This window comes from Sediminibacterium salmoneum NBRC 103935 (assembly GCF_000511175.1).
GTDB lineage: Bacteria > Bacteroidota > Bacteroidia > Chitinophagales > Chitinophagaceae > Sediminibacterium > Sediminibacterium salmoneum.
Genome location: NZ_KI866530.1, coordinates 2,791,422 through 2,817,409 on the forward strand (window position 1 = coordinate 2,791,422; position 25,988 = coordinate 2,817,409).

22 protein-coding genes are annotated in these 25,988 nt (G+C 39.7%); 14 read left to right on the top strand and 8 right to left on the bottom strand.

Going from position 1 to position 25,988, the window contains the following annotated elements; translation table 11 throughout:
- Positions 1–302 precede the first annotated feature (302 nt).
- The 4 genes from P767_RS0113015 (at position 303) to P767_RS17085 (ending at position 3,445) form a co-directional block, all read left to right on the top strand.
- The gene (locus tag P767_RS0113015) at positions 303–788 is read left to right on the top strand and encodes an RNA polymerase sigma factor (protein ID WP_026764863.1); all 486 of its coding nucleotides are present in this window, start codon (positions 303–305) and stop codon (positions 786–788) included.
- Positions 788–1,921, top strand: coding sequence for an anti-sigma factor (locus P767_RS0113020; RefSeq protein WP_026764864.1), 1,134 nt, complete (start codon positions 788–790; stop codon positions 1,919–1,921). The genes P767_RS0113015 and P767_RS0113020 overlap by 1 nt, the downstream gene beginning before the upstream one ends.
- 23 nt (positions 1,922–1,944) lie before the next feature.
- The gene (locus tag P767_RS0113025; RefSeq protein ID WP_026764865.1) at positions 1,945–2,808 is read left to right on the top strand and encodes an outer membrane beta-barrel protein; all 864 of its coding nucleotides are present in this window, start codon (positions 1,945–1,947) and stop codon (positions 2,806–2,808) included.
- Between the two features lie 94 nt (positions 2,809–2,902).
- Positions 2,903–3,445, top strand: a complete 543-nt coding sequence (locus P767_RS17085; RefSeq protein ID WP_051417351.1) for a L,D-transpeptidase family protein — start codon at positions 2,903–2,905, stop codon at positions 3,443–3,445.
- A gap of 123 nt (positions 3,446–3,568) precedes the next feature.
- Here P767_RS17085 and P767_RS0113035 read toward each other — a convergent pair whose 3' ends face one another.
- Both P767_RS0113035 and P767_RS0113040 read right to left on the bottom strand, forming a co-directional pair.
- Positions 3,569–5,359, bottom strand: coding sequence for an acyl-CoA dehydrogenase family protein (locus P767_RS0113035; protein ID WP_026764866.1), 1,791 nt, complete (start codon positions 5,357–5,359; stop codon positions 3,569–3,571).
- A 30-nt stretch (positions 5,360–5,389) separates the two neighbouring features.
- Positions 5,390–5,854: a MarR family winged helix-turn-helix transcriptional regulator gene (locus tag P767_RS0113040; protein ID WP_026764867.1), complete on the bottom strand. Its 465-nt coding sequence runs from the start codon at positions 5,852–5,854 to the stop codon at positions 5,390–5,392.
- 74 nt (positions 5,855–5,928) lie between these two features.
- Between P767_RS0113040 and P767_RS17090 the strand changes: the two genes are divergently transcribed.
- Positions 5,929–7,149, top strand: a complete 1,221-nt coding sequence (locus P767_RS17090; RefSeq protein WP_051417352.1) for a glycosyltransferase — start codon at positions 5,929–5,931, stop codon at positions 7,147–7,149.
- Positions 7,150–7,356: 207 nt separating this feature from the next.
- On the opposite strand, the gene P767_RS0113050 is transcribed toward P767_RS17090, so the two are convergent.
- The 6 genes from P767_RS0113050 to P767_RS0113080 form a co-directional block, all read right to left on the bottom strand.
- Positions 7,357–8,802, bottom strand: coding sequence for an O-antigen ligase family protein (locus P767_RS0113050; protein WP_026764868.1), 1,446 nt, complete (start codon positions 8,800–8,802; stop codon positions 7,357–7,359).
- Positions 8,803–9,654 carry a Wzz/FepE/Etk N-terminal domain-containing protein gene (locus P767_RS0113055; RefSeq protein ID WP_071840090.1) on the bottom strand — a complete coding sequence of 284 codons (852 nt, stop codon included), beginning with the start codon at positions 9,652–9,654 and terminating at the stop codon, positions 8,803–8,805.
- Positions 9,655–9,664: 10 nt separating this feature from the next.
- A complete protein-coding gene (locus P767_RS0113065; RefSeq protein ID WP_026750326.1) occupies positions 9,665–10,135 on the bottom strand; it encodes an Lrp/AsnC ligand binding domain-containing protein in 471 nt (156 codons plus the stop codon).
- Between the two features lie 390 nt (positions 10,136–10,525).
- Positions 10,526–13,096 (bottom strand): TonB-dependent receptor domain-containing protein, encoded by a 2,571-nt coding sequence (locus P767_RS0113070; RefSeq protein ID WP_026764871.1) that lies wholly within the window; start codon positions 13,094–13,096, stop codon positions 10,526–10,528.
- Positions 13,097–13,151: 55 nt separating this feature from the next.
- Entirely contained in the window at positions 13,152–13,442 is a 291-nt protein-coding gene (locus tag P767_RS0113075) for a heavy metal-binding domain-containing protein (RefSeq protein WP_026764872.1), read from the bottom strand.
- 94 nt (positions 13,443–13,536) lie between these two features.
- Positions 13,537–13,926 (bottom strand): HYC_CC_PP family protein, encoded by a 390-nt coding sequence (locus tag P767_RS0113080; RefSeq protein WP_026764873.1) that lies wholly within the window; start codon positions 13,924–13,926, stop codon positions 13,537–13,539.
- Positions 13,927–13,997: 71 nt separating this feature from the next.
- Here P767_RS0113080 and trmB point away from each other — a divergent pair, with 71 nt between their 5' ends.
- The 9 genes from trmB to argC all read left to right on the top strand — a co-directional run bounded on the left by trmB (position 13,998) and on the right by argC (position 25,987).
- The gene (gene trmB / locus P767_RS0113085) at positions 13,998–14,702 is read left to right on the top strand and encodes a tRNA (guanosine(46)-N7)-methyltransferase TrmB (protein ID WP_026764874.1); all 705 of its coding nucleotides are present in this window, start codon (positions 13,998–14,000) and stop codon (positions 14,700–14,702) included.
- Positions 14,683–14,883 carry a DUF5522 domain-containing protein gene (locus tag P767_RS0113090; RefSeq protein WP_026764875.1) on the top strand — a complete coding sequence of 67 codons (201 nt, stop codon included), beginning with the start codon at positions 14,683–14,685 and terminating at the stop codon, positions 14,881–14,883. The genes trmB and P767_RS0113090 overlap by 20 nt, the downstream gene beginning before the upstream one ends.
- 12 nt (positions 14,884–14,895) lie before the next feature.
- The gene (locus P767_RS0113095; protein WP_051417354.1) at positions 14,896–15,258 is read left to right on the top strand and encodes an MGMT family protein; all 363 of its coding nucleotides are present in this window, start codon (positions 14,896–14,898) and stop codon (positions 15,256–15,258) included.
- A gap of 16 nt (positions 15,259–15,274) precedes the next feature.
- Positions 15,275–16,003 carry a 2-phosphosulfolactate phosphatase gene (locus tag P767_RS0113100; protein ID WP_026764877.1) on the top strand — a complete coding sequence of 243 codons (729 nt, stop codon included), beginning with the start codon at positions 15,275–15,277 and terminating at the stop codon, positions 16,001–16,003.
- 97 nt (positions 16,004–16,100) lie between these two features.
- On the top strand, positions 16,101–19,862 hold the full coding sequence (locus tag P767_RS0113105; protein ID WP_026764878.1) for a DEAD/DEAH box helicase: 3,762 nt from the start codon (positions 16,101–16,103) through the stop codon (positions 19,860–19,862).
- A gap of 117 nt (positions 19,863–19,979) precedes the next feature.
- Positions 19,980–22,820, top strand: a complete 2,841-nt coding sequence (locus P767_RS17095; protein WP_051417355.1) for an outer membrane beta-barrel protein — start codon at positions 19,980–19,982, stop codon at positions 22,818–22,820.
- A gap of 291 nt (positions 22,821–23,111) precedes the next feature.
- Positions 23,112–23,786: an N-acetyltransferase gene (locus P767_RS0113115; protein WP_026764879.1), complete on the top strand. Its 675-nt coding sequence runs from the start codon at positions 23,112–23,114 to the stop codon at positions 23,784–23,786.
- Between the two features lie 10 nt (positions 23,787–23,796).
- Positions 23,797–24,999: an argininosuccinate synthase gene (locus tag P767_RS0113120; protein WP_026764880.1), complete on the top strand. Its 1,203-nt coding sequence runs from the start codon at positions 23,797–23,799 to the stop codon at positions 24,997–24,999.
- Positions 24,992–25,987, top strand: coding sequence for an N-acetyl-gamma-glutamyl-phosphate reductase (argC, locus tag P767_RS0113125; protein ID WP_026764881.1), 996 nt, complete (start codon positions 24,992–24,994; stop codon positions 25,985–25,987). Before P767_RS0113120 ends, argC begins: the two co-directional genes overlap by 8 nt.
- The last annotated feature ends 1 nt before the right edge of the window (position 25,988 follow it).

The following is a 25,988-nucleotide window of genomic DNA, read 5'->3' on the forward strand; positions in this document are numbered from 1 at the left end:
CCTATCCCCTGTGTGCCTTGCCTCCCACGACTAAGATTGCCAAAAGAGGCTTCCGCTATTTTATCGGTTCCCTTTGGGTGCTTATTCTTGTTTATGCATTTCTTAGCTGGTTATTTGTTCAGTGGGGCTTACTGGATGTTTTTCAATTATCTACCAATTAAGGAGATTTATCCCCTTTTGTACCAATTTGGTAAGACTACATAGCGCTTTGCTTCTAATTTTATGAAAAATTTTCGGCATCTGTAACATTACGGCTGTTAATCCGTATTACAGATACAAAACCACTAACTGTTTCAATTTGTATGACCGAGTTTGAGTACAATGAATGTGTAACCAATCATGCCGATGGCCTTTTCAGGTTTATCGTGAAAAATCTTCGGCACGAGGAAGACGCAAGGGATATTGTACAGTCGAGTTTTGAAAAACTATGGAAAAACCGGGATCAGGTTGAAGCAGAAAAGTCAAAGTCTTATTTGTTTACAGTGGGATATAATCAGATGATAGATCATATCCGGAAAAACAAAAGGATTCATTTAAAAGAAACATTTGAAGAGCAAACAGGTGTTCAGTATCAGCCCCAGTCTGGAATAAGGAAAACGCTGATGGAGGCGTTGAACAGATTGAATGAAACCCAGAAAAGTCTGGTGATGTTGAAAGATTATGAAGGCTATAGTTACGAAGAGATTGGCAAGATTATGAGCCTCAGCGAGAGTCAGGTAAAAGTGTATCTGCACCGGGCCAGGCTTACTTTAAAAAATTATCTGGTTAGCGCCGAAAATATTTTATAATGATTGTTATTAACCGAAATAATTACGAAACCTACTTTCTGCTTTATGTAGATGGTGAACTCTGTTCTGAGGAAAAGGTAGCTGTAGAAAGGTTTGTAGCAGAAAATCCTGATTTGGCAGAGGAGCTGGCTTTATTTCAAAGCACCCTACTGCAACCGGAAGACAATCTGGTTTTTGAAGGTAAGGAAGCTTTATTAAAAAAAGAAGGTCAGGATATTTCACTCAATAATTATGAAGAGTGGTTCCTGATGTACACAGATAATGAATTGTCTGCTGAGCAAAAAATGCAGGTTGAGCTTTTTGTTTTACAGCATCCTTCTTTGCAAAGAGAATTTGAATGGTTGCAACAAACGAGATTGCCTGCGGAAACAATGGTGTTTGCCAATAAAGAATTATTGTACAGAAGAGAAGCTTCCGGAAAAAGCCCGATTTTCTACCTGCGTTGGATGCGTTATGCAGCGGCTGCAGCAGTAATAGGTATCATGGCAACCGTTTGGATGCTTGCTCCAACCAATACATTAAAAACACCATTAGAAGTGGGGGGAGCAGAACCGGAGCTGGTGGGAACTCCCGGTAAATCTGCTGGTCAGGCAGAAAGTGCAGATCCGGTTTCCAATGCAAATTCAGTTGACCAAAGCTCAGTAAAACAAGGTGAAGGGGATAATTATCCTACTGTAAAAATTATTGCTGCAGACAATCAGTCGGTAAAGGGTAATAATAAAATGAATCAAGGGCAGGTAATAGCCCCGGTAATTGCCAATAACAATCCAATCATTAAAATGGTAGAAACCGTACCTGTAAAAAATCAGGAGGAAGCCGTTCCCGTGAATAGTACGGTATCAACGCAACCCAACCCAACCATAACTCCAGTTAATACGGAAAGAGTGGTTCCTGTAATGGCAGCAGTTGAAAAGCCGATGCTTTCAGAAACAAGGGAAGATAAAACAGATACAGCCCCGGAAGAACCAAAGCCCATTTACACTGCTTTGGAAGATTCGGATGAAGATAAAAGTCTTTACATAGGTGCTCTCGAAATTAACAAGGACAGACTACGCGGATTGTTCCGAAAAGCAGGTAGTATTTTCCGTTCCAGAGCAAAGCAAAATGAAGAAGACGGCAGACAAAGAAAATAATCAGTTAACATAAAGCAAACAATATGAAAAGCATCGTAAGCATGGTAGCAATGATATGCATTGCAGTATCAGGAAGTGCACAATCAAGTTCTGAGACCGATACCATCAAAGTGGGAAATTTTGTTATCATTAAGAAAAAAGGTTCTGACGATAACAGCGCAGGATCGGTAAGAATTAATAAAGACAATTACAATCTGCTGCGAGTTGAACGCAGACCCGCCAAGCGTAAAAACTTAAGTACCAATTGGTGGATTGTAGACCTGGGTTTTGCCAATATGCGCGACAATACCGATTATGGGTATGCACAGGCTGGTTCTTATTTCAGAACCTTCCGACCTCAGGACGGTCCGGTAAATGAGAACAGTTATCGTTTGAATACCGGTAAGTCTTCTAACGTGAATCTTTGGTTCTTCATGCAAAAGTTGAATGTGAGCAAGAATGTGCTGAATCTGAAATATGGCCTGGGTCTGGAAATGTACAATTTCAGGTACGATTCCAGATTAAGCTACAACAATAGTCCAACACCTTATGTATTCAATGATTCCATTAGTTTTACCAAGAATAAATTATACGCCGGATACCTTACAGTTCCTTTCATGATTAATATTAATACTACCCCTGATAAGCGCAAAGGATTCAGCTTTAGTGCAGGTGTTAGTGCCGGCTATTTAATTGCGAGCCGGAATAAGCAAATCAGTGCAGAGAGGGGTAAAGTGAAAGAAAAGGCAGATTTCTATATGGAACCCTTCCGTTTGGCTGCCATTGGTGAAATTGGTCTGGGTCCGGTTCGTCTGTATGGATCCTATAGCCTGAATAAATTGCAAAAAGATGTTACCCGTTTAGAGCAATATCCGTTTGTAGTGGGCGTAAGATTGAGTACCTGGTAAAATTTTGCCCAAAGTTTTATCTTTGTTAATGGAATTTGAATTAACAGTTGAAGCACAATTCAAATGCTTAATTTTCGTTTCTTAGTCAGATAATATGAAAAGGGCAATCTACTGGACACTATTTTTTGCTGGTTTTACCCTGACCACTTCTTTCAGAAAACACAGGGTGCTGGATCCTTCCAAAGCAGATAAGGACACTTATTCCGTGTATATTATCAAGAGCGAGTATGAGCTAAAGATTTATGACAAAGAAGGAGAGTGGCTGGCTTCTTATCCGGTTGTATTTGGAAGCAAAGACCTGGGAGATAAATTGTACCAGGGAGACAGACGAACGCCGGAAGGAGTGTTTCATATTACCGGAAAACGCAAGCATGCCAGGTGGGAAAGATTCATGCTGATTGATTATCCAACAGCAGAAAGCTATGCCAAATTCAATCAACGGAAAGCACTGGGTATTATTCCTCCCAATGCAAAAATAGGGGGTGATATAGGCATTCACGGAACAGTACCGCACGATGATTTTGCCATTGATGAATATCGTAACTGGACAGAAGGCTGTATCAGTACAAAGAATAAATATGTGCAGGAATTATTTGAAATGCTGCCAGTTGGAACCAGAGTAGAAATCAGGCGCTAATTTGATAGACCGGGATATGCTGATTATCACAACAGAATGCGGAACTAAAAACTATTAAATGAAATATAAAAGCCCCGACCAGTTGGCAGGGGCTTTTTATTTTAATTCTGCAAATAAGGCTGATTATATTTTGTAACCATTGTCTGCTACCAGACGATCTGAAATTCTTCTGCGAGCATCCTTGGTATTGAATGGTTCTACTTTGGTAAAACGCTTCAGTCCAATATGCATCATGCGAAGTTCATCGCCTTCTGCAAAGCTGTTCAATGCATCTTTACCTGCTTTGTTTATGCGGTCAGCTGCATCATACAAATAGGTGCGCATGATATCATTTTGTGTTGCAACTGCTGCGTCTCCTTTTAAAGAAGCCAGTTTCATAACACGCATCAATGCACTTTCTGCATGGAAAACTTCAATGGCCATATCTGCAATATTCATTAAAATTTCCTGCTCCTTGTCTAATTGCATCATTAGCTTTTGAACGGCAGCTCCAGCAACCATTAAAATGGCTTTTTTGAAGTTAGCAATGGCTTTCAATTCTTTTGCATAAGTACCTTCTTCTTCCGATCCGAAATCAGGAATACTCATCAGTTCTTTTTGAACAGCCATAGCGGGTCCCATTAAATCAAGTTTACCTTTCATGGCACGCTTCAATACCATATCTACGGTTAACAAACGATTGATTTCGTTGGTTCCTTCATAAATTCTATTTATTCTGCTGTCTCTGTAAGCTCTTGAAATATCGTATTCATCAGAGAAACCGTTTCCTCCGTGAATTTGCACTCCTTCGTCTACTACATAATCCAACACTTCACTACCATATACTTTTAAAATAGCACACTCAATGGCGTATTCTTCTGCTGCACCTAATAAGGCTTCTGCAAATGATTTGCCACTGGCAGCCAGTTCATGTTCTTTATCATCAATCCATTTTGCAGAACGATATAAAGCAGATTCACAAACCCATAAGCGAATGGCCATTTCAGCCATTTTATGACGAATAGCACCAAACTTGGCAATGGGTAATTTAAACTGCTCTCTGGTTTTGGCGTACTGAACAGAAGTGTCGGTTGCTCTTTTAGCACCGCCCAGTGTTGCTGCACATAATTTTAAACGACCAATGTTCAGGATATTGAAAGCAATGATATGTCCTTTGCCAATTTCACCCAGTACATTTTCAACAGGCACTTTACAATCCTGGAAATACAATTGAACGGTAGAAGACCCTTTAATTCCCATTTTGTGTTCTTCCGGTCCTTGTGTGAATCCTTCGGTGCCACGATCAACAATGAATCCGGTGAATTTATCGCCATCAATTTTAGCAAACACGGTGTACACATCAGCAAAACCACCATTGGTGATCCAGCATTTCTGTCCATTTAAAATATAATATTTTCCATCTTCGCTTAGCTTGGCTGTTGTTTTTGCACCCAATGCATCACTACCGCTATTCGGCTCTGTTAATCCATAAGCACCCTTCCATTCCCCGCTGGCCAGCTTGGGAATATATTTTTGTTTCTGTGCTTCTGTACCAAAATATAAAATAGGCAATGAACCAATACCGGTATGTGCTGCTACTGCAACAGAGAAAGAATATCCACCACCCATACCTTCATTTACAATGGTAGAGGTAATAAAGTCCTTACCCAGCCCACCATATACTTCCGGAAAAGAAGTAGACAGTAACCCTTGTTCACCAGCCTTATCCATTAATGAAGCTACCAGTCCGGGCTCCATTTTATCGATACGGTCTACAATGGGTAATACTTCTGTGTTCAAAAACTGATGGCACATATCCATCACCATCTGCTGTTCCTCATTGAAATCCTCTGGAATAAAAGTTTCATGGGGATTGCTTTCTTTGATGATCCATTCTCCACCCAAGAGGGCTTTTGTTTTGTTTGTGGCTTCCATCGTTAATTGTTTAATGTGTTTATAAAGTTCTTAATTCAATTGTTCTACCGGTGTTAAGGTTAGGTTATCGTATACGCGCTGAAAAACCGATTTAACAATTTCAATTTCTTTCTTGTCAACACCTACCAAAGCCTCCGACATAGTCTGGTTGGCAAGGTCGATGGTAATTTGCTGAAGATCTTTGGCCGCCTGTGTTAATTGAACCAGGTTGATTCTTCTGTCGGTAGGAGAGGCTACTCTTTTTACCAGTTGTTGTTTTTCTAAATTGTCTATTAAGCGGGTGATACTGGGTTTGTCTCTGAAAGTTCTGTTGCAGAGCTCCTGCTGGCTTAATCCGTCTTCCTTCCATAAATGGTATAAAACGCTCCACTGCTCAATCGTAATTTCCAATCCCGCATTGCGGAAGTTTTTCTGCAATCTTCTTGCCACGGCGGTGGAAGCCATCCCATTGATGACGCTGTATAATTCTCCTCTTTTAAAATGGTTGTTTGGCATATAGTTAGTTATGCAACTAATTCAAAGTTGACCCGTTTCTTTCATAAAACCAAGAATTAATAGATAAAATTTGAATGAAACTTTTGGGCAAGCTGGTTTTTAACTATCTGTTTTATTGGAATAGATTGGTTTTCTTTGCCGTAATGGAGTCCTGGTTTCTGATTATAGGGATAATACTGGCCGCTTTATACAGCGGGTTGATCTGGTTGTATCGTTTTTGGTTTAACCGGCTGAAACCTTTCGAGCCTATTCCCAAAGCACTGCAGACACCCGTATTTTTCTCTGTAATTGTTCCTGCCAGAAATGAATCAGAAGCTATTGAAGCATGCTTAAATAGTATTCTGGCACAACAATATCCCGTGGATTCCTATGAAATTATTGTTGTTGATGATTTTTCAACCGATGATACGGCTGCAATAGTCAGGAGTCTGTCTTTGAAGTTTCCGCATTTACAATTGATCTCTTTACAGGATTTTTATCCGGATGGTAATCAGTTGGCCTATAAAAAGAAGGCAATTGAACTGGCTATTTCTAAAAGTAAGGGTACCTGGGTGGTAACAACGGATGCGGATTGTATTGTGCCCCCTTTATGGTTGCATCATTTTAGTGCCATGATTGCCAAAGAGAATCCGGTTTTTATTGCGGCACCGGTAATGTTTACTTATAATGGAAAGTTCAGTGGCATTTTTCAATTGCTCGATTTTATGAGTTTACAGGGAATTACTGCTGCCGCTGTATCAGCCGGTTCACATACCATGTGCAATGGGGCTAATCTGGCTTACAGCAAGCAGGCATTTGAACAGGTGGGGGGATTCAGGGGGATTGATCATCTGGCCAGTGGAGACGATATGTTGCTCATGCATAAAATGAAAAGGGAGTTTGGCAATCGACTATCCTATTTATTTTCAGCCAAGTCTATTGTTCTAACCGCTCCTATGCCCAATTGGAAACAATTTTTACACCAACGCATCCGTTGGGCCAGCAAAGCCAGTTATTATGAAGACAAGGGCATATTGCTGGTACTTTGGCTGGTATATCTGCTGAATGCCATATTATTTGCCGGACTGATTGCCAGTTTGTTTTATCCGGTTTTGTTTCCGCATGTGCTTTTATTAATTGCAATTAAAACCATTGCAGAACTAGGATTCCTTTTGCCTGTTGCCCATTTTTTTCAACTGAAAAAATGGTTGCTGTATTTTCCTTTAATGCAACCATTCCATATTGTATATACAGTAATTGCCGGCTGGTTAGGTAAGTTTGGATCTTATCAGTGGAAAAGCAGGAAAGTTCAATAATCCCGCTGATGGTAATTTTCTTTTGACTTATCAGGAAACCATGCGTAAATAAATAAACCTGCTAGTATAAAGGGTGACATTAGTAATCTGAACATTTTCACTTTTCCGTTTCTATATTAGATACCAAATCTATCCTTGTGTTTATCCCTTTTTCATTAATTATTGATTAAAATTGGCAATAATCGGTCAAGACCTGATTTATCCTGCTTAACTGGCAATAGAGGATTGTTCTCTTTTTAATAATTGCTGAAGGGTTAGTACCATTCCTGTACATAGCCAGAACAGTCCTCCGATTTTATCGGTTTCAATCAGGTCGCTTGAACCATTCAGTGATGCAATCATCATTAAAACAATTCCGGTAACCAGGGAAATCTTCCGGTAATAATTTTGCTGAAAACTGTGATACAATTTTTGTGTCTGCAGAATTAAATAAATGATAAGCCCCCCGAAAATGATCAGGGCTGGAATGCCTTGTTCCACAGCCAGCAGCAGGTAATAATTGTGTATAGTGGAATGTTCTGGGTTATTGCTTACCCAGGTTTTAAAAGGGGCAATCGTGTAAGGTTGATAGGATGGATAAAAACTGTTGGCACCAAAACCGGTGATGGGTTTTTCTGCAATCATTCTGAAGCCTGCTACCCAGCGGTGAAACCTCTCGGCATTGGATATGTCTTTTAAGCCAACAGTTGCCGATAAATGTGCGGAGAAATTTTCATGGAAAATGGTTTCATCGTGTTCCGGGGCGAAAGCTAAAAAACGATTGTTGTTGACCAGGAGGACAATGCTAATGCTGGCAGTAATAATTCCTGCAAACAATAGTTGACCCATACGGTTTTTCCGGATGCCATAATAACCAATTATACCTACCAGTAAAGCCAGCCAGGCTCCTCTGGAATAGGCAAAGAACAAAGCTACCAGGCCAGTAAATAAAGCAATTTTTACATATTTTTTTTTGACTGCATTGTCTGTAAAATAAAGAATCAACCAACCTGTAGGTAACAGGCAAACCAGCATGGCAGAATAGTTTACATGGTTTCTGAAAAAAGGAGCCATTGCTTTTTTAATGGCTACAAATTCAAATCCATACATCCCATGTCTGATGAGCGCCTGTACTATTACGAACAGCATAGGAATACAGAGCAATAATGCCAGCTTTTTAAAATTGGGTCTGTTGATATGAATCCAGGCTGTTAAAAAAACAAGCGGTAGAATATACCAGATTTTGGCAAGTATAAATTTGGTAGCCAGCCATGTATTTTCTGCATAGCTCATACTGATGAACATCCAGCAAACGTATGCAATCAGCCATTTTCCTATCACTGAATTAATCAGGGAATAAAAGAGATGGGGCTGATAAATAAAAGAGGCAGAAAGTAACAGTGTTAATACAATGAGTATGGGTTCTCCGGGGAGGTCCATACCCAGGCTGGGTGTAAAATTAAATTCAGTGGAAAGGGGTAGTACCAATAAATAACACCAGTACAATTGTTCTGTGTTTTTCGTAATCCATTGTGTTACTGGCGTGGCAGTAATCAGAATAAAGGGAACCATTAGCCAAAGCGGTTCTTTCCAGCAAATGGCAGCAAAGCAACACAATGCATAAATGCCTGTTGCAATTGCCCAAAGCCATTTTTGATGGATTTTGGTGAGCATTTAAAAGGTTCTGGGTTTGTTGCTGGCTAAGATTAACACAATGCTAAAAAGCATTCCAGATAATGCGGCTAAAGGCAGGATAACAGCAAGATCGGGCCAGCTTTTTTTTGCCGGAGGACTTGCTTTCTCAACTACAATGATAGCAGCAGGGGTAGTAGAAACTGCCAGATCTGTTTCTATTTTGAGTTCGTTGAAACTATTAATTTGTTTTAGAATGGCAGCAGATTCAGTTTGCAACAGTTTTTCTTCACTGTTTTTATTCTGCAAAGTCAGCAGATATTGTTTCTTCAGTTGCTGGATGTTGCTATCCAGTTGAACACTGATTTGTTGGTAGATGTTTTTCCAGATAGCCTGCAGTGAGTTACCTGTTTGCGTAGCAATAAAATTAGCTATAGCTGCTGCAGTATCTCTGTTTTGATGGGTACTACGAATAATCAGTTCATTATTGACTGATTTACCCAACCAGATATCTTTCCTGAATTTTTCAAGTGTTTTGAATTCGGTAAGTTGCTCGTCTTTTTCGTTGATGGTATAATAATCCTTCAGGTTGAATTGTCTCATGACCTGTTTTAAGCTGGTGTCGGTTTCTGCCATACTCAATAATCTATCCACATCGTCTCCATTGCCAAAGAAAGAGTATAAGTGCTGTATGGAAGGATTCATCAGCCTTGCTTTATCTGCCAGAACGGAGTTGCCGGGAAGCAATTTGGTTGTTGCGGTATATTCCGGTTTTATCAGCAAGCTGAAACCCGCAGCTGCAGCCACTGATAGACAGGAAAACAATAGAATTATTTTCCATTTTTTAATTAATAAATTGCTTAGCTCTGTTATATTAAACGTTGCGGTGTTCATGATTGAATGATTAATTTGGACTAACAACTACATTTCTATCCAGACTTTCTTCCAATGAAATAAAAGTTTCTGTTCTCTCAATTCCTTTTATTTTCTGAAGTTCATCGTGTAAAACAAATCGCAATTCCTGAATGTCCTTACAAACGATTTCTGCAAACATGCTGTAATTGCCTGTTGTGTAGTTTAAACGTACAATCTGTTTGATCTTTTTTAACTCCTTGGCTACGGAATCGTACAAGGAACTTTTTTCCAGGTATATACCAATAAAGGCAATAACATCATAGCCCAGTGATTTGAGGTCTACGGATAATTTTTTACCTTTCACTACTTTTAGTTCTTCGAGTTTTTTTATTCGTACATGGATGGTGCCACCCGAAACGAATAATTTCTTGCCTAAATCTGCGTAGGAGATTTCAGCGTCCTCCATCATTTCCTGAATTATCTGGAAATCGAGTTTGTCAAGATTCAATTTAGTGGTCATTTTGCCGCTTTTATTTAAATAATATTCAAATATATATCTTAAATTTTAGATAATATCTATATTTTGACTAAAATGTTTGAAAATTAATTAACGAAAGGCTTTTTGTCTTAATTTTGATTTATCAAAGTAACAAATTAGTTCTTTTTACTGTGGGGTGATGAAATTTTTGGCAGACATACCCTCTTGTCTCGGGGGTGAGGATAACAGGATAAACGTAGTGTAGAGCCGTTTCGGTAGCAATATTGGAACGACCAGGGTCGACCACTGAACTTTGCGCTATAGCTAACTGCCTCGTGGAGGTTCGATCCCTCCCCCTACAGCATTAAAAAGCCCCGGCTCAATTGAGACCGGGGCTTTTCTATTTAGAACGTTTTCATGTTCTTCAATACACTATTTCAAGCGCATTCTCCAGCCTGCATACAACATTCTTCCATTGATGGGTCCCCAAACCAGCGACGCATCAAAATACGGACTGAATGGATTGGCGGCGGATACAATCACCCCCTGCTGAAAAAAGTTGGTCAGGTTTTCAGCACCCACATAAAAATCCATATGCTTATTCTTACCAACGGTCTTGCTGATTTGTGCTGCCATCAGGTAAAAATCGGGCGATTGGGTCTCGCGCTGAAAAGCAATGGGGTTGCTTGCGGTTGAAGGAATTCGTTTTTGTCCGTTATAGGTTACGGTATAATTGAATTTCCAGTTGTTCTCGGTTGTGTAATCCAAACTCAGGAAAGCACGATGTTGTGATACAAAGGGTCTTTGCAGCAATTCATTTCCATAAGTTGTTTTTACATCGAAAAAGCGATAGGCCATTTTTAATTCCAGCTGACTGATGGGCTCCATACTGATTTCGGTTTGAAAGCTATTGGAATAAGACTTGCCTTTTAAATTATAAAAACGAATTTCATTGGTGGTCTCCAGATCAGTAACTACCTGATTGGTGAAATCATTTCGGTAGAAGTCAATGGCGAGACTTGCCTTTCTGTTGAAGAGTCTGAAAGACTGATCAAAGCTGATGCCCCTGTTCCAGGCAATTTCAGGATCGAGCCCGTAGGCTTTTCCTGCAACGCCACCAATAATATTGAGCTGTCTTGCACTAACCAGAATGCCGGTATTCTCTGCAAATATATTTGCGGTGCGTTGTCCTCTTCCTGCACTGAACCGGAAAATGCTTCCTTTCACCGGTTCGTATCTGATATGTAATCTGGGAGTTGCAAAAGCCCCGAATAAACTATTATAATCTCCTCTGATACCTGCAACCAAACTGAATTTTTCCGTTGGTGTATAGGTGTATTCAAAGAATGCACCACTCACGGTTTCTGTTCTTTTATAAGGAGTTACATTGAATACCTCGTCATAGGTATCATGCTGCAAACTCATTCCTGTTCTGAACTTGTGATTGGTGTTGCCAATGATGCTCTGATAAATCAGGTTGCTGTAAAAACTATTCTGTTTTGCATTGTAAATGGTTTTACCAAAATAAGAATCCTGATCGTGGCGAATGGCTGCTATTTGCAAGCCAATGCTTTTGTACACTTTCTGTGGAAACACGTATCCGATTTTGGCGAATCCTTCATAACGGTTAACATTAATCCCCAAACCATAAATACTATTCGAGTTCTGGTGACGCTTCGGATCAAAATTGGTTTGGCCTCCGGTTTTGTTGTCCTTCATTACTTTGAATCCGAATTGTGCCATCCATCCTTTTGAATCATTGTACTGATATCTGTTTACCACACTAAACTGGTTGCCGGTTGGTAAATCGCGGAAACCATCTTTATTAAAATCTATATTGGCATTGTTTAAAAAGTTGTCGTGTAGTAACAATCCTGCAGACCATTTGCTGCTGAGCTGTGTTTGCAGATTCAGGTTTAAATCGGTCTTGCCAAATTCATTAATATACATATTCGCCAATAGTCTCTCACCCACTCCTGGCTTCTTGAGCTCTACATTAATTTGTCCGGCAATACTTTCAAAGCCATTGGCAACCGATCCAACCCCCTTCGTTAACTGAATGGATTCAATCCATGGTCCTGCAATGGAGTTCAGTCCAAGCGGCGTGGCTAATCCCCTTGGGCCCGGTAAATTTTCTACTGTCAGCTGTGTGTAATTACCACTAAGCCCCAATAACTGAATTTGTTTGGAACCTGTTACCGCATCGTTGTAGGAAACATCCACTGAAGGGTTGGTTTCAAAACTCTCACTCAGGTTACAGCAGGCTGCTTTTAATAATTCTTTTGCTGTCATAATCTCTGAGCGAATAGGGCTGATTGTACTGATATAACTGGATCTGCGTGTATTGGTAACCGTTACGTTGTGCAAAGCCTGGTCATCTGCTAGTATTACTTTTAAAGTAGATGGGTTTTCTACCGTAAAAGTATCTGCCTTGTATCCAATATAACTAATGATTAGCCGATTGGATGCACTGTTTAACGGGATGCTGAAGTAACCCAGGCTATCGGTAAGCACACCTCTCTCTGTATTGAGCCATTTTATACTTGCCTGGAACAGTGGATTGAACTGTCCTTTTTTATCTGCTTCCAGTACAATGCCTCTTACTTCGTCGGTATTGATATTTTCTGCCTCATGTGCTTTCTTGCCTTCGTCGCGATAATGACAACATTCGGGTAAAGCATTATAGACATTGTTTTTTGCTTTTTTATTGAGCAGATCATGACCTGCTTCCACAATCCTGTCTTTCACTTTATTCAGGTTGGCAATGGTTGGGAAATATTGTAGCGTGAGTATTTTAGAATCAATATCCCATTCTGCCTTTTGTACGCCTTTTCCTTTGGCCGCTTCTTCAATTCTTTCCTTACACATTTCACAGGCGCCTTCTACCCTGAATTGAACAGTTGTATAAGTAGTATCTGTAGCAGTTTTGTTATTTGTCTGCTGAGCACTTAGGGTAAAACTTACCATCATAAGTGCTAATAAACCTAGTATGTATTTTTTCATCTTCTTCTTTTTTACAAGTTCCCGATTGCCTTTTCAGCAACCGGGAACTGATTAATTAGTGCTTACTGTGTGCAGGCTTGGCTTCTTTTAAAGCCATGCCGCATTTGGTGCATTTAGCATCTTTTTTGGTACTGGTTACATCTGCATGCATAGGGCATACATAGCTTTTTACCGGCGTTAATGCCATTTTACATTTGCTGCATTTGTCCTTTTCAGAGCCTGTAATTTCAGGGTGCATTGGACAGGAATGCGTAGCTTTTGTGCTGTCCTGTTTTGGAGCAGTTTGCTGTGCATAAGTAGCAAGGCTTAGGAAACCTGCTAATACAAGCATGATTGTTTTTTTCATGTTGGTTTAATTTATAAATGATAAAGAAGATGCGATGGAACGCGAAAATGCCCGTCTAATTGATTAGGGGCATAAAGGGAGATTAACTACGGTATTAAATTCTGTAGTTGCAATAAAACTGATAAAGCGATACGCCGGAATGAATGAGGGGCGGACCGTGGATGGGGCTGTTTAGTTGGTTGCCACTGTTTAATTCAGTGATTTCAGCATCAGTAAAAAAGTGAAGCGGCTCGTAATGCTCAAGGAAAGGAGTTACTGTTTTTGCGGACTGAGCAAAATGCGTGTCCTGCTGTTTTACAAATTTCACCTTGGTTTTACAGCAATCCTTCATTTTGTGTTTCATTCCGCAACTATTCTCTTCTGCAGGAACAAAACTGATGCTGGTAGACTTTAGTTGGTTGCAACAATAGAATTGCTGTATGCTTACCCCAAAACTGGCGGTAGCATAAATAGTCAGTAATACTATGAGGCCCCATTTCTTCACTTTACAAAACTACCATTGTTTTTGAAATTGCCTAGCGGGGAATTGTTAAAATGCCACTTATCTTCGCGCTTATGGGTCAGAAAAAACTAATTCGATTCGAAGCAATTAAAACTTTTCCTAATGTTTTAGAGTATCCTCAGGATATGCAGGGGAAATGGGCTACTTTTTTTAAAAACGATAACCCGATTACCCTGGAACTGGCCTGTGGCAAGGGAGAATATGCAGTGGGTTTGGGTAAAATGTACCCCGATCGCAATTTTATTGGCATCGACATAAAAGGGAATCGTATATGGCGTGGAGCAAAGACAGCTCTTGATGAAAATCTGACCAATATTGGCTTTGTCCGGTCTCATATCGATAAAATAACCGACTATTTTAACCCGGGTGAAGTAGCTGAAATCTGGATTACCTTTCCTGATCCGCAGCTTAGGGGATCCCGATTTAAAAAAAGGCTAACCCATCCCAGGTTTCTTAGATTGTATCAGACCATTCTTAAAACCGGCGGTTTAATTCACCTTAAAACAGACAGCCCCGATTTGTATCAATTTACCATGACCGTTATCAACTTATTTCAGTTTGAGTTGTTGTTTTCATCGGATAATGTATATGCTATGGACAAAATTGCTCCGGAGCTTACCATTAAAACACACTATGAAGGGTTGGATATAGCAGGCAGTAACCGGATACATTATTGTTGCTTTAAATTGAATCAGCCTATTCCGGTGGAAAAAGATGAAATTTTAAAACAATTGATCAGTGAGTCAGCAATTGATTGAGGGCAAGGATTTTTATTACGACGATAAGGGGTATATGGTCCTTACCGAGGCCTATCATTTGGAAAAGGGTTATTGTTGTGGATATGGTTGTCGTCATTGCCCTTATGAATATGAATCTGTACCTGAACCTAAGAAATCACAATTGTTACAGGAGAAAAAAAGTTCTCCTGAAAATGCATAATTCTACTTGTTTATGGCAAAGTTGAAGCAAGTGCTTCCCAGTGGAGCCAGAGACATTTCCTTTTTTGAACAGGTTTATGAAGTGGTAAAACGGATACCCAGGGGCAGAGTAACCAGTTATGGAGCCATCGCGAATTTTCTGGGTACTAAATTGAGTGCCAGAATGGTTGGCTGGGCCATGAATGCCGCACACTCCAATCCGTTAATTCCTGCACATCGGGTTGTAAACCGACAAGGATTGCTAACCGGTAAAATGCATTTTGCCACGCCTACTGAAATGGAAGAGCGGCTGGCTAAAGAAAAAGTTAAAGTAAAGGAGGATCAGGTTCTTGAGTTCGAAAAAATATTCTGGGACCCCTCTGTAGAATTATCTTAAACTATATTTGCGCCCCATGAGTACAAAACCTGTATTACATACCATACTTTCTCCCAAATTATTAGATATATACGATGTTAGCAACAGCATTGTGGTGGTGATTGATGTATTTCGTGCTACTTCAACCATTGCCACTGCACTCTTCAATGGGGCTGCCAGGGTAATTCCTGTAGATACGGTAGACAAGTGTATACAGATAGGAAAAAATACGGGGGGGATTACAGCTGGCGAAAGGGATGGCAAAGTGATAGCAGGCCTTGAACACGGCAATTCACCCGCCGAATATCCAAGGGAATTTGTTGAGGGCAAAACCCTGGTTTTAACAACTACCAATGGCACCAAGCTCTTGCATATGGCTTTGCAGAATGGCGCTTCAGAAGTTATCACCGGGTCTTTTCCGAATTTATCTGCTGTATGTGAGCATTTAATTGAATCAAAGAAAAATGTAATACTGGGTTGTTCTGCGTGGAAGGATAAGTTCAATCTGGAGGATACGCTTTTTGCGGGGGCCGTTATCAGTAGAATAAAAGAGCATTTTACCATTCATTGCGACAGCAGTTTAATGGCCGAAAATATGTACGAACTGCACAAGGACGATTTAATATCCTTTATCAGAAATACCACGCACTGGCACAGACTGGCACAATACGGTCTGGAAAAAGATCTTGAATATTGCGTAACTCCTGATCGGGCAAATATTTTGCCTTTTTATAAGAATGGCGACCTGGTAATAAAAGAGAGTTAAATAACAGTAGATTCCGGCTTATTTTAATTTTGAATGCGGTTTTCCTAACCCTTTTCTTTACTTTTGCAAATTGGTCTTTTGGGACTGATACAATGCAATGGCACTACCGTATTTAGTTAAACATATATACAATTTTGGTACCGATGAAGTAATTCGAAGAGGAAAGAAAATTCATTCATTAGGTCAGGTAGAATTGGTGGAGTATGACGATCTGATGGGTAATATTATTTTCCGGGTGAAAGATGACGGGTACAGTACTTTTTACAAAGTGCATGTGAATCAGTTTAAAGATCCGGCTACCATTTCATTGCGTTGCAGTTGTCCTTATAATCTTTCTGAAGTATGCAGACACAAGGCTGGCGCCCTGTTTCATTTGCAGGACATGCTAGATAAGAATTTGCTCGGGGACAGGGAGACTGTTTACGATCAGAAACATACGGTAGTTAAAATCAGGTTGCTCGATCTGAAGCTGATTAAAATGTTAAGTGCAACTGAATCATTTGAAAAAGCGGAAGAATACCTGAGGACTAATACAGCAACCATAAAGGAAGCAAAAAACGAAAGAGTTGTTGCAGAGCTGGAGATGGAAGGTAAACAGCATGTGGTTGTACTCCAGAAAAATGAAGAGCGAAATTTTGATACCAGCTGTAATTGCAATTCGGACAGTTCTCATCCGCTATGTGTTCATAAAACCATTGTTTTTTTACAATTGTTGAAAAACCACGGTGCCAATTATTTTGATTCAATCCGCAACTGGGATAAGGAAAAAAATAAATTGCTGGCACTTTACGGGTATTCGCTGGCGGATGATCTGAAAGGAAAGTTCGAGTTCACCTATACAGATGGCAAACCATTTCTGCGTGTGCTGGATAGCAGCATTAAACGAGTGGGTATTTCAGGGAACCAGGAAGTAAAGCCTTTGCTACAGGAGAAAGCGGATGCTCCTGCTGTTATTGAGCAGGAGTCGGAGCAGGAGGCAACTTATAAACTTGGTTTGGTTGTAACCAGTACGGCTGCGCAATACCCCTTTATTCAAATGGAAGTAATTCAGGGTGAACCAGACGAAGAACTATTGAAATATCTGGGAAAAACAGAAAAACTGGATCTAACCAAATTCATTAATACTGCTGTATTCTCTGAAGATGATAAAATGCTGATTCAGCAGCTTCGTAAGCTAATGTCAGCAGAAGTAAACCGATACCTGAACAGAAACTCTCCCTTTAGTGGCATCTGGGAAAATATAATTCAACAACACAATGATGAATTGCCCGAAGAAACAAAGGGTTTAATTAACGAGTACCTGCATCCCAAATTCAAAAAACTTTTTGCTGAGAACGCAGCTTCTGCCTTTGTGTTTTATCTGCCCTCCGGAAAAAGATTTGTTACGGAGAATCTGGTTAAGGCCCGTTTTTCCGATCATTTTATTCAGCCTTCTTTCAGCATCAATTTCAAGGATGAACAATACGAAATAACCTGTACTATAGAACTTCCATCCAAAACCGTTTCACTCAGTGAGAATGCAATGGAAACATCTTTCGTGTTTCAATTTCAGGATGAGTTCTTTATCTGGAAAAAAGCGGAAGACATTTTATTGGCAGAGAAGTTTCTGCCAAAAGGTAAAATCATTATACCTGCTGCCGAATGGGCAGAACAGCTTACTCATTTTATTCTTCCTCTTTCCCGAACTCACTCTGTACAGTTTGCGAATGTTAAAAAAGAAGAGATCAGGGATGCAAGGCCTGAAATTAAAATAATGCTGAAAGAGAAGGGAGAATATCTCTTGTTTCAGCCTGTATTTAATTATAAGGGAATTGATATTCAGTCTACTGATAAGGAAAAATTATTTTTCCCGCAGGCAGACCGTCTGCTCGTGATTCATAGAAATATTGCTGCAGAGAAAGAACTGATGAGTAGGATTGAGCAGTTACATTCAGGTTTTGTAAGACCTCTGGATTCCAATGTACTGGCCTTAAAAGGGAAAGATGTTTTAAAAAATAACTGGTTTTTCCTTTTTATGGATGCGGTAAAGGATATGAATATTCCTGTTTATGGTTTTGAGGCGTTAAGAAATTTCAGATTCAATACAGCCAAACCTTCCACCAAAATATTCATCAGCAGCAATACAGACTGGTTCGACGCTAAGGTGGAAATTCAGTTTGGAGAACAGAAGGTAACCATTGATGATGTTAAAAAAGCGTTAGCTAACAAGCAACAGTTTGTGCAACTTACAGATGGTACTTTGGGAATACTGCCGGAAGAGTGGGTTAAGAAATATGCGCTGTTGTTCAGAGTAGGTGAAGGAAAGGCGGGTAATATGAAACTGAGCAAGTATCATTTCAGTGTAATTGAAGAACTCTATCTGCAAAGAGATGAGGAAGAACTTTCTTTTCAGCTCGAAGAAAAATATGAGCGAATTAAAGGCAATCATGAAATAAAGCCTGTTCCAGCACCTGCACACTTACAATCCATTCTAAGGCCTTATCAGGAAAGCGGATTCCAGTGGTTGAATTATTTAAGGGAAGTACAGTGGGGAGGAATCCTGGCAGATGATATGGGATTGGGTAAAACCATACAGGCACTTTGCTTTTTACACCACCTGAAAATGGGAAACGGGCATTTAAAAGCATTGGTGGTTTGTCCTACAACCCTGATGTTTAACTGGCAAAATGAAATCAGGAAATTTACACCCGATATCAGTTTTTATGTGCATCACGGCGGTGCCAGGTTAAAAGACGGAATCAGCAACAAAGCCTATGATGTAATTATAACTACTTACGGAACACTGAGAAGTGATATCAAGCAGTTTGTGGATGTTGCTTTTGATTATGTAATTTTAGATGAAAGCCAGGCGATTAAAAATCCTTCGAGTAAAGTAACCAAAGCGGCTTCCTTATTAAAGGCCAAGAGCAGACTTTGTTTAAGTGGTACTCCTTTGCAGAATAACACATTTGATATTTATGCGCAAATGAATTTTCTGAATCCGGGTATGCTCGGAAGCATGGAATTCTTTAAGCAGGAGTTTTCCATACCCATTGATAAGTTTGGAGAAAAAGAGCAGAAAGACCATTTAAGGAAATTATTATATCCCTTTATACTAAGACGTACCAAAGAACAAGTGGCTAAAGATTTGCCTGAAAAGCAGGAAATGGTGTTGTTCTGTGAAATGGGTGATGAGCAGCGTAAAATTTATGAGGCTTACCGGAATGATTACCGGGATAAGATACTGGGGGTGGTTGAGAACCAGGGAATTCAGAAATCGCAGTTGACAATTTTACAGGGCTTGATGAAACTTAGACAAATATGCGATAGTCCTGCCATTATAAAAGAAGAAGAACGCTATCCCAATGTTTCAGTAAAGCTAGAAGAACTGGGCCGAGAAATCACCGAGAATATCAGCAATCACAAAGCACTTGTGTTTTCTCAGTTTCTGGGCATGCTTTCATTAATTAAAGAGAAAATGAAAGAATTGGGTGTAGACTATGAATACTTTGATGGAAGCAGCACTGTTGCTGAACGGGAGCGGGCCATACAAAGATTTCAGAATGAAGACAGCTGCCGCGTTTTTCTGATTTCCTTAAAAGCCGGAGGTGTGGGTTTAAATCTTACAGCTGCCGACTATGTTTATATTGTAGATCCCTGGTGGAACCCTGCTGTTGAGCAACAGGCTATTGACAGAACCCACCGGATTGGCCAGACCAAAAATATTTTTGCTTACCGTATGATCTGTACAGATACGGTGGAAGATAAAATTTTAAAACTTCAGGAACGTAAAAGAAACCTTGCGAAAGAAGTAATTACTGACGACGAAGGATTTGTTAAAACTTTAACAAAAGAAGACGTAGAGTACCTATTCAGTTAAGGTTTTCACCGATTTAGACTCTTAAGTTTCCTATTATCATGGTAGCTTGCCATTAAAATTAATCTTCAAGCATTCTGCTTGAAGCATTATTAGTTTTATGTTTTCAAATTCAGCATTATGCGCATATTGTTTTTATTGATTGGGATGGTTGCTTCTTTTTCTGTAATGGGGCAAAATACAGCTACTTTAAAAGGAAAATTGGTGGATAGTGTGGGTAAGCAGGCATTGAAAGATGCTTCTATTACTGTATTGGAAGCAAAAGACTCTACGCTGGATGTTTTTGGATTGGCAAAACCCGACGGAAGTTTTGTAGTAGAGAAGATTTCATTTGGAGAAATGATTGTGATGATTAAGTTTCAAGGCTACGAATCCTTTTCCAAAAAAATCACTTTTTCAAAAGCAAATGCAAATGTTGATTTAGGTACTATTTATTTAAAATTAGCTGCTACAGACCTGGGTGAAGTGGTGGTAACGCAATCTCCGGTAACAATAAAAAAAGATACGGTTCAGTTTAATGCTTCCAGTTTTAAAACAAAGCCCAATGCAGTAATGGAGGATTTGCTGAAAAAGTTGCCTGGTGTTCAGGTAGAAGCAGATGGAACGGTTAAGGCACAGGGAGAGAATGTACAACGAATTCTGGTAGACGGAAAACGTTTTTTTGGAGACGACCCCAAATTGGCTACTAAGAATTTACCTCCGGATATGATTGATAAAATTCAGGTATTTGATGCCTTGAATGATCAAAGTGCATTTACCGGATTTGATGATGGTAACAGAATCAAAACCATTAATATCACAACCAAGAAAGATAAAAGAAAAGGATATTTCGGAAGAGCAGTGCTTGGAGGAGGCTCCGATTCTCAGGAAGGACGCTTTGATAATAATTTAAATCTTAGTCATTTTAACGGTGACATGCAATTGACTTTTACAGGTCAGGCCAATAACGTTAACAAACAGAACTTCAGCGCTCAGGATTTATTCGGTGGCGGTGGTGGAGCAGGTGGCGGTGCCCGCGGTGGCGGCGGTGGCGGCGGCAGAACCGTTACCATTTCCAATGCACCCTCAAGTGGTAGTGGTGGTATTGTTCAAACCCTGGCTGCTGGTTTAAATTACAAGGATATATGGGGCAAGAAAACAGAAGTTTCGGGCAGTTATTTTTACAATGACCTGAAAACTTTCAGAGAGCAGAATAGCTTAACGCAAAACCTGATTCCCGGTAATCCAGACTCTTCCATTTTTAATAGTCAGGTAAATAATTCTGTTACCAGAAATATGAATCACAGAATCAATTTAAATATTGAACATCAGTTCGATTCATCCAACTCCCTGATTATTCGTCCGAATATCAGTTATCAGGAATCTGAGTCGGCAACAGATGTAACTACTTTTTCAACCAGGGGAATCAGCAAGAATTTAAATAATTCCATTGCTTCAACCGACAGAACCAATAGTGGCTATAACGCCAGTCTGGAAGCTACTTTCAGACACCGCTTTAAAAAGAAAGGCAGAACTTACTCTATAGCTTTTAATCCTGGTCAGAATGTGAATGATGGTAATACATCCAATTATTCCATCAACAACTTCTTTAATACGCCAATTCCCTATTCTGATACCATTAATCAGATTGGCGTAACCAACAGAGATAGCAAAACGATGAATGCTACTTTGTCTTACACCGAACCAATTGGCAAGAATCAGATCTTGGAATTCAATTATAACTATAACAATAATGTAAATAATTCCGGCACAAGAACTTTTGCATTCAATAAAACAACCGGACAATACGATTTAGTGGTCCCCAACTTAACCAACGTATTTGAGAATAGTTTTAATTCGAATCGTGTGGGATTAAACTGGCGAATTCAGAAAGAGAAATTTAATTTCAGTATAGGATCCGGAGTGCAGGTAGGTGAACTGGTGAGTAAAAATATTACCAGAGACAGTTCTATCAAGCAGAATTTCGTGAATTTTTTCCCTACCATGAATTTCAGGTACGATTTTTCAAGAACCAAGAATCTGCGTGTTTTTTATAACGGAAGAACCGCACAGCCTTCTGCACAGCAATTACAGCCTGTAGTGGACAATTCAAATCCTTTGAATATTACCACAGGTAACCCGAACCTGAAACAGCAGTTCATTCATACTTTCCGTGTGCTGTACAATTCCTTTGATGTGGTAAGTCAGAAATTATTTTTTGCAACCATCAATGCCAATTTTACCGCAAATGATATTCAGAACTCTACTACTTATTTACCCAATGGAGCACAGTTTACCAGACCGGTTAACCTGAGCGGAACTTATAATATCAATGGCTTTGTGAATTATGGTTTCCCTCTGAAAAAGCCAAAGAGCAATATCAATCTGGGTATTAATGTAAGCAGAAGCCAAAGTCAGACTTTAGTGAATGACCTGAGCAACTATACCAGAAATACTACGGCAGGATTCAATGCTTCCTGGACAACCAATATCAAGGAAGGTTTTGATATGAACTTTTCTTCTAACTCCAGTTTCAGCTTTGCCCGCTATACTTTGCAGCCTCAGCAAAACGGAGACTTTTTTACCCAGACTTTTGTTGCTGAACCTACTATTTACACCAAGTCTGGATGGGTATTTTCAACCGACTTCCGCTACATTAAAAATACAGGTCGCGCAGAAGGATTCAATACCAATATTCCTTTGTGGAGTGCCAGCATAGCCAAGCAGCTATTCAAGAAAAAAGAAGGGGAAATTAAGTTCTATGTATTTGACCTGCTGAATCAAAACCAGAGTTTAAGTAGAAATGTGGTTGGAAATACCATTCAGGACGTGTCTACTGTTGTGCTGAAGCGTTACTTCATGATTAGCTTTACGTATAATTTAAGAAGCTTTGGATCTCCGGCTGCCAATATGCAACGTGGTCCGGGGAATATGATGTTCCAGGGTAGACCTGGTATGCAGATGATGCGATTTGGACAATAAGCGCTATTTACTGCCGAATCAAATTATTTACCCTTTGTATTTCAAAGAAATGTAACTTTGCGTCTCATTTGAAACAATGGTAGCAAGCATTTCATACAATTCTTACGCTAACAACTGTTCGTATTTTACGGAGCAGTTGCGATTGCCATTTATCGTATTACCGAGGCCGCGACGTGGTTTCTGATAGGACGAGCAACTGGCACTTGCCCCTATCAGTGAAAATATCTCCGAAACGTTTCAGGGCACTTAGCCAAAATTTATCTTTTTTCACTTTTTATTTATTTATATACGTTGGAACAGTCAATTATTGTTCGTGTAGCTACTGTCGATGATGTGCATTTTGCTTCCACTATTACCGATGAAATGGAGTCTTCTGCAAAAGCCAGAGGAACGGGAATTGCCAAAAGAAGTCCGGAATATGTAGCAAACAAAATGAGGGAAGGAAAGGCAGTTATTGCTTTAACGCCGAAGGGCGAATGGGTAGGGTTTTGTTATATAGAAGTTTGGGGGCATGAACAATTCGTGGCCAATAGTGGCCTGATAGTATCGCCTGTCTTCCGAAAAAGCGGCGTTGCCAAGCAGATTAAGCAGACAATCTTTAATTTATCCAGAAAAAAATATCCTGCTGCCAAAATTTTTGGATTAACTACTGGTTTGGCGGTAATGAAAATTAATAGCGAATTGGGCTACGAACCCGTAACTTATAGTGAGTTAACAGATGACGAAGAGTTCTGGGCGGGATGCAAGAGCTGTGTTAACTATGATATATTGATGAGTAAGGAAAGAAAGAATTGTATGTGTACGGCCATGTTGTATGATCCCGCTGATCATTATGAACCCGAAGAAACCATTGCAGACTTTAAACAGAATTCTAAACTATACGAACGTTTCATGAAAGTGAAGCAAAGCAAGCTTCTTAAATGGTTTAGAAAAAAAGCAATGAAAAGTTATTTTATTCATTTTTAATAAGTGAAACATGCAAGCAAAAAAACTCGTTCTGGGATTTAGCGGTGGATTAGATACCACTTATTGTGCAATTTATTTGTCTCAGGAAAAAGGATATGAAGTTCATAGTGTTATTGTAAATACAGGTGGCTTTTCCGAAGAGGAATTGAAGCATATTGAAAAACATGCCTATGCCCTGGGGGTAAAAACGCATACAACGGTTAATGCTATCAAGAGCTATTACGATTCAATTGTTAAGTACCTGATTTATGGAAATGTTTTAAAAAACAATACCTATCCGTTAAGCGTAAGTGCGGAAAGATTAAGTCAGGCATTGCATATAGCTGAGCATGCAAAAAAAATGAACGCAGTGGCTGTAGCCCATGGAAGTACAGGGGCTGGAAATGATCAGGTAAGATTTGATATGATTTTCAATATTATGATTCCCGGAATTGAAATCATAACTCCTATCAGAGACCTTCAACTGAGCAGAGAAGCAGAAATTGAATACCTGCAGTCGAAAGGTGTTCAGATGAATTTTCAGAAAGCGGCTTACTCCATTAATAAAGGTTTATGGGGAACCAGTGTGGGAGGAAAGGAAACCCTCTATTCAAAAGGCATATTACCAGAAGAAGCATGGCCCACCCCTGTAACTAAAACAGGAGAAGAGGAATTAAAAATACATTTTGAAAAGGGGGAGATTACCTGGGTTAACAATCAGCATTTTACCCATCCTTCACATGCTATTCAATATATACAATCTATAGCTGCTCCTTACGGTATTGGAAGAGATATTCATGTGGGAGATACCATTATTGGAATTAAGGGCAGGGTTGGTTTTGAAGCTGCCGCACCCATGGTGATTATTAAAGCCCATCATGCTTTGGAAAAACATGTATTAACCAAGTGGCAGTTAAACTGGAAAGATCAACTGGCTCAGTTTTATGGTAACTGGTTGCACGAGGGACAAATAATGGATCCTGTGATGCGAAATATTGAAGCATTCCTGAATGATTCGCAGGAGCAGGTTACCGGCTCTGTTTTTGTACAGTTGCTTCCACATCGTTTTCAGATTATTGGTATTGAGTCGCCCTTCGATTTAATGAGCAGTCAGTTTGGAAAATATGGTGAAATGAATTCAGGATGGACAGGGAACGATGTAAGAGGATTCTCTAAAATTTTTGGTAACCAAACAGCTATTTATCATCATATTAAAAACGCTTCCCATGATTAAAGCGGGTATCGTTGGTGGTGCCGGATATACGGGCGGAGAATTGATTCGTATTCTTTTGAATCATCCTGATGTAGTGATACAATTTGTTCAAAGCACCAGTAATGCAGGTAAATTTCTGTATCAGGTTCATACTGATTTGGCAGGAGAAATCGAACTGGTTTTTAGTGCTGTTCTGAGTAATGATATAGATGTTTTGTTTCTTTGCATGGGACACGGAGATGCCAAAGTATTTCTGGAGAAAAACGCCATTAAAGATTCTATAAAAATCATTGATCTCTCACAGGATTTCAGACTTCATCATTCTTCCACTTTCGGTAACCGCCAATTTGTGTATGGGTTACCTGAAATAAACAAAGCCGAGATTATCGCTGCCCAAAATATTGCCAATCCCGGTTGTTTTGCTACTGCAATTCAGCTGGCATTGTTGCCATTGGCCAATGCAGGTGTGTTGGGAGATATTTACACAACGGGTATTACAGGTTCAACCGGTGCGGGACAGGGTTTTAGTGCTACTTCTCATTTTAGCTGGAGAGCCAATAATATTGAAGCGTATAAATCACTGGCACATCAGCATGTAAAAGAAATAACGCAGTCTTTGAATCAATTACAGAAAGGCGATGCATTAACGGCAGACGGTTCTGGCCGGGGACTGCATTTTGTTCCCTGGAGAGGCGATTTTACCAGAGGCATTTATACCAGTTCTACCATTGAAATTGGTATTCCTTACGAAGAAGTTAAGCAGATCTATGCTGATTTTTATGCGGATGCAGCATTCACATTGGTTTCGGCTTCAATGATTAATCTAAAGCAGGTAGTCAATACCAATAAGTGCCTGATTTTTACAGAAAAGCAGGGCAGCAAACTCGTTGTGCATTCTGCCATTGATAATTTATTAAAAGGGGCCAGTGGCCAGGCGGTTCAGAATATGAATCTCATGTTTGGTTTAAATGAATCTGCCGGGTTAAAATTAAAAGCCAGTTATTTTTAGT

Bases quoted from the DNA above. Each gene is read 5' to 3' on its own strand.
- P767_RS0113020 (WP_026764864.1), top strand. From the start codon at position 788: ATGATTGTTATTAACCGAAATAATTACGAAACCTACTTTCTGCTTTAT.
- P767_RS0113055 (WP_071840090.1), bottom strand. From the start codon at position 9,654: ATGAACACCGCAACGTTTAATATAACAGAGCTAAGCAATTTATTAATT.
- P767_RS0113070 (WP_026764871.1), bottom strand. From the start codon at position 13,096: ATGAAAAAATACATACTAGGTTTATTAGCACTTATGATGGTAAGTTTT.
- P767_RS0113035 (WP_026764866.1), bottom strand. From the start codon at position 5,359: ATGGAAGCCACAAACAAAACAAAAGCCCTCTTGGGTGGAGAATGGATC.
- P767_RS17090 (WP_051417352.1), top strand. From the start codon at position 5,929: ATGAAACTTTTGGGCAAGCTGGTTTTTAACTATCTGTTTTATTGGAAT.
- P767_RS17085 (WP_051417351.1), top strand. From the start codon at position 2,903: ATGAAAAGGGCAATCTACTGGACACTATTTTTTGCTGGTTTTACCCTG.
- P767_RS0113075 (WP_026764872.1), bottom strand. From the start codon at position 13,442: ATGAAAAAAACAATCATGCTTGTATTAGCAGGTTTCCTAAGCCTTGCT.
- P767_RS0113100 (WP_026764877.1), top strand. From the start codon at position 15,275: ATGAGTACAAAACCTGTATTACATACCATACTTTCTCCCAAATTATTA.
- trmB (WP_026764874.1), top strand. From the start codon at position 13,998: ATGGGTCAGAAAAAACTAATTCGATTCGAAGCAATTAAAACTTTTCCT.
- P767_RS0113105 (WP_026764878.1), top strand. From the start codon at position 16,101: ATGGCACTACCGTATTTAGTTAAACATATATACAATTTTGGTACCGAT.
- P767_RS0113040 (WP_026764867.1), bottom strand. From the start codon at position 5,854: ATGCCAAACAACCATTTTAAAAGAGGAGAATTATACAGCGTCATCAAT.
- P767_RS0113095 (WP_051417354.1), top strand. From the start codon at position 14,896: ATGGCAAAGTTGAAGCAAGTGCTTCCCAGTGGAGCCAGAGACATTTCC.
- P767_RS0113025 (WP_026764865.1), top strand. From the start codon at position 1,945: ATGAAAAGCATCGTAAGCATGGTAGCAATGATATGCATTGCAGTATCA.
- P767_RS0113050 (WP_026764868.1), bottom strand. From the start codon at position 8,802: ATGCTCACCAAAATCCATCAAAAATGGCTTTGGGCAATTGCAACAGGC.
- argC (WP_026764881.1), top strand. From the start codon at position 24,992: ATGATTAAAGCGGGTATCGTTGGTGGTGCCGGATATACGGGCGGAGAA.
- P767_RS17095 (WP_051417355.1), top strand. From the start codon at position 19,980: ATGCGCATATTGTTTTTATTGATTGGGATGGTTGCTTCTTTTTCTGTA.
- P767_RS0113065 (WP_026750326.1), bottom strand. From the start codon at position 10,135: ATGACCACTAAATTGAATCTTGACAAACTCGATTTCCAGATAATTCAG.
- P767_RS0113015 (WP_026764863.1), top strand. From the start codon at position 303: ATGACCGAGTTTGAGTACAATGAATGTGTAACCAATCATGCCGATGGC.
- P767_RS0113120 (WP_026764880.1), top strand. From the start codon at position 23,797: ATGCAAGCAAAAAAACTCGTTCTGGGATTTAGCGGTGGATTAGATACC.